This is a genomic window from Bacteroidota bacterium (assembly GCA_016721765.1).
Taxonomy (GTDB): Bacteria; Bacteroidota; Bacteroidia; order UBA4408; family UBA4408; genus UBA4408.
The window spans coordinates 1,772,022-1,784,812 of sequence record JADKHO010000001.1 but is presented as its reverse complement, the minus strand read 5'-3'; the positions used below and the strand labels follow the sequence as shown (position 1 = coordinate 1,784,812).

Below are 12,791 nucleotides of genomic sequence, written 5' to 3'. Positions count from 1 at the left end.
GAATGATTCACGAAAGCCGGAGTGAGTCCGCACCCAGTAAACAAACAAGCTTTACAAAAGGAGTAGTATTCAGTTTAACTTTTGCTTTCCTTCTTTGCTTTCAATTGTGCTGTTTTTCACTTGCAGCGAAAACTTATTTTCAACAAGATGTTACGTATCGCATTCATGTTACTTTAAATGATGTAACCCATGAACTGAGCGCCGATGAGGAGATTGAGTACCGTAACAATTCAAACCAAACACTTCAGGAAATTTATATTCACCTTTGGCCAAATGCCTATAAAGATGATCAAACTGCGCTGGCTAAGCAATTGCTGGAGAATGGTGAAACTACTTTTTATTACTCGAAACCCGAATCACGTGGATACATTAATGGACTAAATTTTAAAGTAGATAACGAATCAGTTGAATTTATTTATGATTCCGTGCACCAAGATGAGGGAAGAATTGTATTAAAAAAAGCACTTGCTTCGGGCGAAAAAATTACCATCAGCACCACCTTTCATATTAAGTTACCAAGTGCTTCCATTTCGCGCTTGGGACATATAGGGCAGCAATATATGATATCGCAATGGTTCCCCAAACCGGCAGTTTTTGATGCCCAAGGATGGCATGCCTTTCCTTATCTTGATCAAGGTGAATTTTACAGTGAGTTTGGAAATTTTGATGTTTCAATAACCCTCCCTAAAAATTATGTTGTAGGCGCAAGCGGTGTATTGCAAGATTCAAGTGAAATTAGCTGGATGAATGAAAAGGCGAAAGAAGAATTTGTTGAATCCGATGATTTAAGTTTCCCCAATTCAGACACTGCGCTAAAAACCCTGCATTTCAAAGCCGAAAAGGTGCATGATTTTGCTTGGTTTGCCGATAAAAGGTATCATGTGTTGAATGCAGAAATTGAGTTGCCTGAATCCAAACGAAAAATTAGCACCTGGATGCTTTTTACAAATTCACAAAGCGCCTATTGGAAGCACTGTTCAGATTATGTGAAAGAAACGCTTGTAAATTATTCCAACTGGTTGGGTGACTATCCTTACTCACAAATTACGCTGGTTGATGGCACAATAGCTGCTGGAGGAGGAATGGAATATCCGATGATTGCAGTGTTGGGCGAAGCAATTACTTTAAAAGATTTTGAATATACTGTGGTGCATGAAGTGGGGCACAATTGGTTTTATGGAATACTTGGAAACAATGAACGCAATAATCCCTGGATGGATGAAGGGCTAAATACCTATTATAATTTACGGCTCATGGAACAGCTCTATCCAAAAGCTAGTTTTGTAGATGCATATATAAGTGAAAGTTATGTTCGTTTTGCGCACCTTGCGCAGTATTCTTCTAAAACACAATATGTGTTAGCTTATTTAAGCGCTGCCCGAAAAAATGTGGATCAAACAATTACGCTCCCTGCCACAAGCTTTACCGATGCAAACTATGGAAGCAGCGTGTATTCTAAAAGCGGTTTTATTTTTAATTACCTCGCCAACTATTTAGGTGAAACCCTTTTTGATTCCTTGATGCACAATTATTATGAAACATGGAAATTTAAGCATCCACAACCAAACGACTTGCGCGAAATATTTGAAAAAGGGAGCAGTAAAAATTTAGATTGGTTTTTTGCTGATTTACTTTCAAGCAAAAAAAAATTGGATTATAAAATTTCGGTCATCCATAAAACAGATTCCAATTTTGTGGTGAAAATAAAAAACAAAGCGGCGATTTCAGGCCCCTTTGCGCTAAGTGCAATTAAAATTAAAGAAGTTGTAAAAACAGTCTGGCTGGATGGTTTTGAAGGCACAAAACAAGTTGCTTTTCCAATAGGAGATTATTCCTTTTTAGAAATAGACAAGGCTTGGAACATGCCTGAAATAAGGCGTTCAAACAATGTAATTCGTACCCGTGGCATTTTTAAAAAGATAGAGCCTTTGCAATTGCAATTCATTGGGAGTATCGAAAACACTGAAAAAACAACAATTAATTATTTTCCGGTAGTGGGATATAATCAGTATAATAATTTTATGGCAGGCATGGCACTCTACAATCATGCCCTGATTCAGAAACGTTTTGAATATTTAGTTATGCCAATGTATGCTGTTGGCAGCAATGATTTAAATGGTTCGATTCAATTAACTTACCATTGGAACCCCAATGGTATTTTGCAAGCCATTGAACCACATGTAGTGTTTAAAAAATATAGTTATCGCAATCGTCCGGTGCAATTGGGATTTGTGCATGCCGCTGCCGGAATAGATTTCAATTTTAGAAAAAAAAATGTGCGTAGCCCTTTGTTTCAAAAAATAAAAATCAGAAACGCTAACATCTGGGAAGATACCGCACCATACAATTATGCTGAAAAACAGTACAAAAAAGATTCCTATGCAAACAACTATTTCATTAACAGCTTATTTTATTCACTCAAAAACAAGCGAACAATAAATCCATTTGAAATAGGAATAGGAATCGAGCAAGGCAATAATTATGCGAAATCCACGCTTGAAGCACTGTATCATTTTAGTTATGAGCATCGGCGCAAAGCGGCTGAAATTAGAGTATTTGGTGGAAAATTTATTTATGAAGCGAATGCAAGCGCACAATTTGGATTTACCATGAATGGAAATAACGATTATGCGTACGACAATATTTATTTGGGAAGAAATGATGTGGAGGGTATTTTTAATCAGCAATTTTATATGAAAGATGCCGGTTTTAAAAATCTGACCTTAACTCCAAATTCAATGGATTGGATGCTAGCCGCGAATATTTTTATACCGGCACCGGGTAAAATTCCATTCGCCTTTTACAGCGATATCGGAAAAGCGGCAAGTTCCGATAAGCTTGATTATGATTGGGGTGTAGCACTAGTAATTTACCGAAATATTTTTGAGATATATGCACCGATTCAACAATCAAGTGATTTAAATCAATTGAACTATTTTGAAAAAATTAGATTTGTACTTCATTTGAATGCTTTGAATCCAATAGAACAACTAAAAAATTATTTCAATTGAAATTAGCACAAGGAAAGAAAATTTATTTCGCATCCGATTTTCATTTAGGCGCACCCGATGCTGCCACAAGTTTGCAGCGCGAAAAACTTTTGGTAGAGTGGTTGGATGAAATAAAAAAAGATGCACAAGAGCTTTTCTTAGTAGGCGATGTGTTCGATTTTTGGTTTGAATATAAAACTGCTGTGCCAAAAGGTTTTGTGAGACTCCTCGGCAAATTAGCCGAAATTTCCGATTCAGGAATTCCTATTCACTATTTTACCGGAAACCATGATATGTGGGTGTTTGATTACTTGCCAAAAGAAATAGGACTGACTATTTACCGCGGCAATTTAGAACGTGAATTCAATGGAAAAAAGTTTTTAATTGGGCATGGTGATGGATTGGGACCCGGAGACCGTGGCTACAAATTCATAAAAAAAGTTTTTGCCAATCCGGTTTGTCAATGGCTATTTGCAAGGCTGCATCCCAATTTTGGAATTCGATTGGCGAATTTTTGGAGCGGTAAAAGCCGCATGCATACAGGCTCCAGCGATGAGCAATTTTTAGGAAACGATAAAGAATGGCTTGTTATTTATTGTCAAGAAATTTTACAAAAACAATCTTTCGATTACTTTATTTTTGGCCACCGTCATTTGCCATTGGATATTCAATTGAATAAAAATAGCAGGTATATCAATCTCGGTGAATGGATGAATTATCGCTCTTATGGTGTATTTAACGGCGAGGATATGGAACTGAAGTATTTCAAAAAAAATAACTAAAAATAAAAACCCCGCCATTTACTTTGACGGGGTTTTTAATTCTGGTGAACTTAATTTATTTCACCACAAATTTTACTCTATAAATAGTTCCATTGAGTTGAGCCTCGGCCATGTAAACCCCTGCAGCTAATTGCATTTCTGGTTTAATAGTTAAGGTTGCTTCCTCTTTGGTGATTATGTCAGCTCTGTAAACTCTGTCGCCAATCATGTTGTAAATAGCTACTTGAACTTTTTCATTAGCGGCTGTGATACCTTGTAACTCTAATGAATACTGCTCATTTATAGTTGCAGGATTTGGATACACACTTAAATTAAGTGCTCCTTCAGCTGCTTCTACACCTTCGCTAGCAAATGGTGAGTAACGAGGTACTGTTGCTCCTGTGGTGAAAGTACATGCAGGACCATAAGCACTCCATACACCCGCGTAGTATGCCACTTCAATGGTGTATGTTGCATTTGGTAACAAGTTTTGTTGGCCGCAACAAACCAAAGTACGAGATAAACTAAAGCTGGTGTTAGCATTGTAGTTGTATATTACTTTTGAGTATGCCACGCCACCCACATTGGTAATTCTATAAGAATACAAGCTGGCTCCCGGTACCGCAGTACAATTGATGATACTGCTAAATTGACCCGGAGAAAGAGTTGAACCACAGAATCCAACAGTTGAGATAGAAGTTGTTGGAGCAGCCGGTGTGGTTACTGTACAAGGTGCACCGTAACTTAACCAAACTCCACCTACATAAGCTTTCACACGAACAGTGTAAGTTGTTGCATAACGTGCACCTCCCGGTACAGATGGAGTAGTTGGAATCCAAATTAATCGGTAATCATTATTACCACTTCCACGATACACAACAGCAGTATATCCAGGTGCAGTAAATTCATACTCATAATTTGTAGCGCCCGTAACTGGAGTGGTAAAAATTTGATCGTTCAGTGAGCTTAAAGTAATACTACAGTTGGTTAAGGAGGTTGTTGGAGAAGTTGCAGATAAATCTAACTTACAAGTTGCTCCATATGGACCCCATTCTCCCGGACGGCTACCAAAAGCAACTCCGGTTTTACCAACTAAAGCACGTGTTTGAACATCGTAGCTATAACCAAATCGAACACGGTCAATTAGCGGAGATGATTGGTAAGCCCAAACTAAACGGAAGTCAAGGTTACCACTTTGACGTTGCCAAGTATGGTCATAATCATACGCGCCACCCGGTACATCTTCTACGATTTTGTACATGTAATCGTTCGCTCCTGATAATGAATCGGTCAAGATACGATCGTTTAAGTCAGAAATTACATAGTCGCAAGGACCAGCTACAGTTGCAGGATTGTTACGCAATTTGATAGCTGGGAATGCACCTAAAGAAACAGGGCATGTTGGTCCGTAAGGACTCCAAATACCATTTTTGTAATAGGCCACTTGCACGTTATACGTATATCCATAAATCACACCCGGAGCCCATTTTAAGCGATAATCGGGATTTGAATTGTTACGGTAGTGTTCGAAATTATAAGTTGATTGAGCACCGGTTCCCACAATTTTAAAGCGGTAGTTTGAAGCACCGGGAATAGGTTGCACAAAAATTTGATCGTACATACTTGGAATAGTAGTGCAGTAAGCAGGATTAATGGCAGTTACCGTTACCTCTTTCACTTTTATATCATCAATATAAAGGCTTGCCTGATTAGCAGCACTATTCGCATGAAATCCAAAATAATAGGTGGCAGAAAATGCAGGAATAAAATTCGATGCAGAATCAAGTATATAGGCTACATTTTGGATGTTATTATTGCTGTACATTGCAGCTCCAAAAAGCATTGTTGCAGCATCGGGCGACAAGCCTGAATAAACTTCAAGTTGCTCCGTTTTAGCTGCATTACTTCCTCGGTAGTTAAACAGAATTCGATACATTTTACCGGCTTGCAAATTTACCGGTGCAGTATAAAACCAATCGTCTTTTGCTGTTGTTCCATCCGCATTGGCATCTATTACCATGTGCTTAGTACCAGAGTTAGGCGCTAGTGTTGAAGTATGCCATTGCTCCAAATCAACCGGATTATTTTCATCTCCGATTACCATTCCACAAAATAAAGCTGGAGGAGTTGCATTTTCAAATCCATACAAATAAGACGCAGCAGCAGTAACATTAAACGGTGTGAGTGTTGCAGGCGTTACCGAAACTACAGTTGGGACAGATGTTGAACTACATGTGTTAGCTCCCGTAACCTCAACCGAATAACTATCTGAAGAAACAACAGCTATGGTTTGAGTAGTTTCGCCATTGGGTAACCACAAGTAACTTACACCCGCGGAAGCGGTTAACGTTAACAGACCTCCTTCACAAAAAGTGGTAGGCCCGTTTGCTGTAATGGTGGGGGTTGGAAAGGAATTCACTGTAATGTTTGCATTCCCTGTTTTATCCGCTACACCGGCTGTACAAAGCGCATCGGATAAAGTTGCGATAGTATAATTAAAACTAGAGCCAGGGCTAACAGAAACAGTAATTGGACTTGAACTTCCACTAAATGGCGTTGCTCCAATATCTGATAAAGTTCCACTCCATGGTCCTGTGCCGGTAACTGCTATACTTAAATTCGTACTGTTTCCAACACAAATGGTATTGTCACCACTGATTGCTCCGGTTGGTTTTGCATTAAATGTAACAACTACAGGTTTTACATCAAAGCATCCTGCAGCATTGGTTCCTTTAATATAATAAGTATTGGCAACCGAAATAGCAGCGGCGGCAAGATTGCTAATTGGGTTTGTGCTTGCTCCTGCATCTTCCCAATACGTAAAGGTAAGTCCTGCATCTGAACCAAGTGTTACCGCAGCAGCAGTTAAATCAATTGTTCCGGGTACGCATACAGCAGCCGGATTGGTTATAACAACCGTTGGAGTCAAGCATTCAGCAAGCGCAAATTCACTAAAAGAAGTGATGCCTGTACCTTGAGCGCTTGTGCCGGTAATTGTTCCCAAAGCAGGATACGACCATGTTCCATCATACTTTGCCACTTTTAAATTGGCAGCACTTGAACCGCCATCTAAATCGCCACCTACATAAGTAAAGGTCGCATCATACGTAGTAAAACTTGTACCTGTATTGGTAAGTGTCCAATAGCGGTTTACCGATTTAGCTGGATTCAAAAGTGAAGATCCTAATTGCCCTTGATCAGGTGTTGAAACAAATCCAATTACATCGCCCGCAATAGAAACAGATGCAAAATCTAAAGTTACCGGTGTATAGTTGCTAGCATCACCAATATCAAAAGTGCGTGAAACATTTGTACCGGTTGCAATATTTCTTTGTTCATTTCCATTGATATATGCACTACCTGTGCGCACCACTGAACCAGTGCTGCTAATGTTTACACGGTTAGCGCCGGTTGTAAGGTTCACCGTATTCGTACCGGTAAAAGTAAGACTTTGATTTACTGTCATATTATTGGCAAGGGTAAAACTTCCACCTGTTTTATCAATAAGCACGTAATCAAATCCGGTTGGTCCGGTCATGACTTGCGCATTTGAACCTTGAAAAAACACTGCTCGACTGTTTGGTGTAAACGTTCCGGTGCGTGTCCAGTTACCTTTTATAACGATATCCCCACCAACAGCACCAGAAGCGGCAAGACTACCATTTAGAACAAGTTCATTGTTAATGATTAGAGGAACTGTCATATTGTGTGCACTATAATCCATATATAATGCAGAATTAGCATCAATAGTTAAATTGTTTGCAACATTTAAGACAACAGCTGTTCTAAGCGTTCCTCCCGGATCAACCGTTGTAGCATTTGCAATTTGAACATTGTAAGGATAGCCGGCGCCACTTGCGCTTGCCCATTCAATACCTCTTACATAAGGTGTTGTTGCAGAATTGTATTTGAGCAATGAACCGCTGCCATAAATCGGAGCATTTACTGTAACAAATCCTCCGGCTGAAATTTGAAGAGTACCATTAATTGTTGTCAAACCACTTCCGCAATCTAATCCGGCTGTAAGGTCTACCAGCACATTTGCACCGGTTGACAAGGATCCACCTGATGCTGAGGTTACAAATTTATTGCCTTGAATGGAAAGCGTTCCGCTACCGGTTATACTTCGCGCTCCACCCGAAGTTTTTATATTTCCGCCATTTCCGCCCGATAAATACAAGGTGCGTCCGTTAAGGTTTAAGGCACCTGCGTTTAATAACTGAAGCGGATCACCTGTAATTCCATTAACCGCAACATCTGTTGAGGTGCCCAAACTTAAATTTCCGGAACTATTGTTCACCAATAGGTAATTAAATACTTCGGTACCTCCACCACTAATGGTAATTGTTTGTGCTGCTCCTCCGGAGAACCAAACTGCACGACCGTTGGGCGTAAAAGTTGCGCCTGCATTGGCACGCGTCCAGTTGCCATTTACGATTATATCGCCTCCTGACGAAGCTCCCAAGGTAAGTGTTCCGTTGATGTTCACATTCCCATTTACAGTCAAGGAACTTGCTGAAGGGCCATTTAAGGTAGAGCCATTATCGATAGTTAAATTACCTGCGCAATTAAAGGTATTATTTGGAAGAGTGAGTGTAGTATTTCCGCTCACTTGAACATTAGCCGGTCGCGCTAATCCAACCACACCAACCGTTCCGCCACTATTCCAAATCGAACTTGAAATTGTAAATGAAGTTCCTGTGTTTAATTTCAATGTTGATGCGGCGCCAAAGGTTACAACTTGATTTCCATACAATCCTCCCAAATCAAGTTGTAAAGTTCCATTCACAGTGTAAGTTCCACCGCCATTCACAAACAATTGTGCAGTATTTACAGCACTTCCAGCCACTCTAAAAGTTCCATCCACCGTGCGCGAAATACCGGCATTCATTTGAATAGAGTTACCGTTATTCACCGCTTGAAGGGTAACATTAAAAGGGCGAGAACCTGCAGCACTTGGCCAAAATATATTTGCACCTGCATCCAAATTATAGGTTGCATTGGAATTAAATAATAGTGTTCCTGTAGTTTGAGAATAAGTCCAGGTTCCAGTACCTGTAGCAACCGGTGAACCACCACCATTTAAGGTTCCTCCAATTCTAAATGTTCCGTTAATATTCACATTTCCATTGGTCACAAAAGCAGAAGTAGCTGCCAATGTTCCACCCAAATCCACCAAAGTTGTGGTACCCGCATTTCGGGTAATGCTGCTCGAAATAGTAATGGTTGCACCACTAACAATTTGCACATCGCTGGCTGCTGTTGGAGCAATGCCACCTACCCAAGATCCACCAACCGCCCAATCGCCACCTGTAGCTGTTGATACGATAGGTGTAAGTGTTACTGCGGTTATTACATTCGAATTTCCGGAACTTGTGTTTGTTCCAATTGCACGAACACGATAATAGTATGTTGTGCCCACCGACAAACCGGTAACAGATTGACTCACCGTGGCTCCCCCACTAACTAAAAGATCTTGATACCCGGGTAAAAAACTGCCAAATAAATTATCGGTACTCACATCCAAACGATAGGCCACTGCACCGGGAGCTTGTGACCAATTGGCGACAATACTTGTTGCACCTAATGTAGCAGCATTTGCTGTAGGTGCCGCAACTGCAGTTGTAGATTGACTTCCCGATAAGGGTGAAGTCATAAAATAAAGCGTACCAGCCCCACTTCCATTATAGCTATATATTTTTAAATTATATTGAGTGTTATCAATCAAATTAGAAAGTGCGGAGGTGGTGAGCGCTGTTCCCTGATAAGCAACTGTTGCATTTCCAATGGTGTTGCCAATGGAATAAAAAGTACCGTTTGATGGATCAGTATTGGGGGGAGTTGCGCCACTTGTTCGCAGCACAATATACCCGGTAGGAGCCGGTGACGCAGCTGTCCAATTTACAATCATACTACCTGCTGTAACACTTGCAAACTGAATATTGGTAGGTTGTGCTGTTGGAGCAACCGCAGCTACTGTGTAACTCCATATACTACCTGTTTCGCCCGATTGCGTTTGTATGCGTAGGGCTAAATAATCTGCATCAGCAGCAGCAGGTGCTGCAATCGTTGTGGTAAAAACATAATAAGAAACTGTAACTCCGGCTGTATTGAAAGCTCCGGGAATTGTTGCTGTTCCTATTCCCCCGGAAAATCCGGTAGCTTCCACCACATTAAAATTGGCTGCAAAATTATCGCTCGAATAACGCACAAAGACCCTTTCACCCGATTGAGGATTAGCAGAAAGTGTAACTGTTACAACCACATTATTCCCTGCATTAACAGAAGCGGCAACCGGCGATTGTGTTGGCAAAGCAGCAAAAGTAGTTGGATTAAAAGTTGTTTCTAAAATAGCAATGTTATTGGATGCGGCAATATTGTTACCAATCACAAATGTGTAGTAGTTTAATTGGGTTACAGCAAACTGAATATCACTCCCTCCATTAAGGATAGCTCCATTTGTAATTTTTACGTTTTTAGTAAACAAGGTCCCATTACTTGCCGTCCATTTGGGGTTATAATTAAACGTTGCATTGTTAAATAATAATGCTTTTTGAATGTTAGTACCCACCCCGGAATTCGTTTGATCACGATACATCAAAGTATTTCCCCTTCGAACTGACATAGTACCTAAATTGTTTACATAAAATCCCGTCTTCCATGCACCTTCCATACGAGAAGGTTGTGCTTTTGAAGTGTGTAATCCTGATAAAACAAAAATTAAAACAAGCGCAAAAAACTTCTTAAGCGACTGCAATTTTGGATGCAGAAAAACGAATTGAACTGTTTTTTGTGTAAGCAAAGTGCTTGCCCCTTCTGAACAAATTGGTACATTTTTTTTCATGATTAAGTGGATTTAGATTTAAAATTTAAGATGAAAAGATGATGGATAACATGCTATAAAATTCGTGATGAGCGATTTTCCTGTAAATTTAATTTTAATTTTTCACTTTTCAAATAATTTAAGGCGTCTATTTTATTGATTCATCTAAAAGTGAAAGTCCCTTTGTTCTGTTCGAACAATTTTCATAAATCATATTTATACTCCTTTTGGACGATTCAGATTTCGTCTCTTTTAAGTATTTACAAATTAATTTTTTGACAATACGTTTGAGCATCAATAATTAAGGCTTTAACAAAAATGCTAATCAAAACATTTGGAAGTGCCGTTTATGGGGTTAATGCCACCACTATAACTGTAGAAGTAAATACCAGCAAAGGCTTTAAGTTTTATTTGGTTGGATTACCGGACAATGCCGTGAAAGAAAGTCATCAGCGCATTGATGCCGCTTTAAAAAATACAGGTTACCGTTGGCCGGGATTTCGGATTATTGTGAATATGGCACCTGCTGATATTCGCAAGGAAGGATCGAGTTATGACTTAACCATCGCCATGGGAATACTAGCAGCCTCGCGACAAATTGATTGTATTGCATTTGATAAATATATCATAATGGGCGAGCTTTCGCTAGATGGAAGCGTACTTCCCATAAAAGGTGCATTGCCCATCGCCATTCAGGCACGTAAAGAGGGATTTAAGGGATTTATTTTACCCAAACAAAATGCACGGGAAGCCGCAATCGTAAGCGATTTAGAAGTTTATGGAGTGGAGAGTATTAAAGAAGTGATAGATTTTTTTGAAGGTAATGCAAATTTGACCCCAACACTTGTTAATACTAGAGATGAGTTTTATGCACAGTTGAATAATACAGAATATGATTTTAGCGATGTGAAGGGACAGGAAAATATAAAACGTGCTATGGAAATAGCTGCAGCGGGCGGCCACAATGTTATACTCATTGGTCCGCCCGGTGCGGGAAAAACCATGTTGGCAAAACGCTTGCCCACAATTCTTCCCCCTCTTACTATTCACGAAGCCTTAGAGACAACAAAAATTCACTCTGTTGCAGGAAAATTAGGAAAGAACACTTCTTTGGTTTCCATACGACCCTTTCGCTCTCCGCATCACACCATAAGCGATGTGGCACTTGTTGGCGGAGGCGGAATCCCACAACCCGGTGAAATTTCGTTAGCTCATAATGGCGTACTCTTTTTAGATGAGTTACCAGAATTTAAACGCACCGTTTTAGAAGTCATGCGACAACCCTTAGAAGATAGAACGATTACTGTTTCGCGCGCAAGATTTTCAGTGCAATATCCTGCCAGTTTTATGTTGGTAGCCTCTATGAACCCCTGCCCTTGCGGCTATTACAATCATCCCGAAAAGGAATGCGTATGCGGCCCGGGGGTGGTGCAAAAATATTTAAACAAAGTTTCAGGTCCTTTACTTGACCGTATTGATATTCACGTAGAAGTTACCCCTGTTGCTTTTTCGGAACTAACCGCTAAACGCATTTCCGAAAAAAGTGAACTGGTTCGAAATCGAGTTGTTAATGCGCGTGACATACAATTAAAAAGATTTGAAGAAATTGAAGAAGTGCATTGCAATGCGCAAATGTCGCCCAAAATGTTGCAACGTATTTGTACCATTAATGAAGCCGGCAGCACACTGCTCAAAAGGGCGATGGAGCGATTGGGATTATCGGCACGAGCTTATGACAGAATATTAAAAGTAGCAAGAACCATTGCTGATTTAGCCGGCAGTGAATCCATCGAAACAGAACATCTTGCGGAAGCAATACAATATAGAAGTTTGGATAGGGAGGGATGGGCTGGGTGATGAATCAGAGTGACAAACTGAATGAGAGCGAAGGTTTTTGCAGAGCGAGAAACAGAATGAGAGCGAAGGTTTTTGCAGAGTGAGAAACAGAAGCAGAGCGAGGGGATTTGCAGAGCGAGAAACAGCATGTGAGCGAAGGTTTTTGCAGAGTGAGAAACAGAATGAGAGCGAAGGTTTTTGCAGAGTGAGAAACAGAAGCAGAGCGAGGGGATTTGCAGAGCGAGAAACAGCATGTGAGCGAAGGTTTTTGCAGAGTGAGAAACAGAATGAGAGCGAAGGTTTTTGCAGAGTGAGAAACAGAAGCAGAGCGAGGGGATTTGCAGAGCGAGAAACAGCATGTGAGCGAAGGTTTTTGCAGAG

4 protein-coding genes are annotated in these 12,791 nt (G+C 40.2%); 3 read left to right on the top strand and 1 reads right to left on the bottom strand.

What is annotated here, in order from left to right:
- The first annotated feature begins 2 nt into the window (after positions 1-2).
- Together IPP32_06400 and IPP32_06395 are read left to right on the top strand one after the other, a co-directional pair.
- A complete protein-coding gene (locus IPP32_06400; protein MBL0047710.1) occupies positions 3-3,011 on the top strand; it encodes a M1 family metallopeptidase in 3,009 nt (1,002 codons plus the stop codon).
- Positions 3,008-3,772 (top strand): UDP-2,3-diacylglucosamine diphosphatase, encoded by a 765-nt coding sequence (locus IPP32_06395; protein MBL0047709.1) that lies wholly within the window; start codon positions 3,008-3,010, stop codon positions 3,770-3,772. The genes IPP32_06400 and IPP32_06395 overlap by 4 nt, the downstream gene beginning before the upstream one ends.
- Before the next feature lie 55 nt (positions 3,773-3,827).
- Here the strand turns inward: IPP32_06395 and IPP32_06390 are convergent, their stop codons facing one another.
- Positions 3,828-10,595 (bottom strand): T9SS type A sorting domain-containing protein, encoded by a 6,768-nt coding sequence (locus IPP32_06390; protein ID MBL0047708.1) that lies wholly within the window; start codon positions 10,593-10,595, stop codon positions 3,828-3,830.
- Positions 10,596-10,892: 297 nt separating this feature from the next.
- Here IPP32_06390 and IPP32_06385 point away from each other — a divergent pair, with 297 nt between their 5' ends.
- A complete protein-coding gene (locus IPP32_06385) occupies positions 10,893-12,431 on the top strand; it encodes a YifB family Mg chelatase-like AAA ATPase (protein MBL0047707.1) in 1,539 nt (512 codons plus the stop codon).
- Positions 12,432-12,791 lie beyond the last annotated feature (360 nt).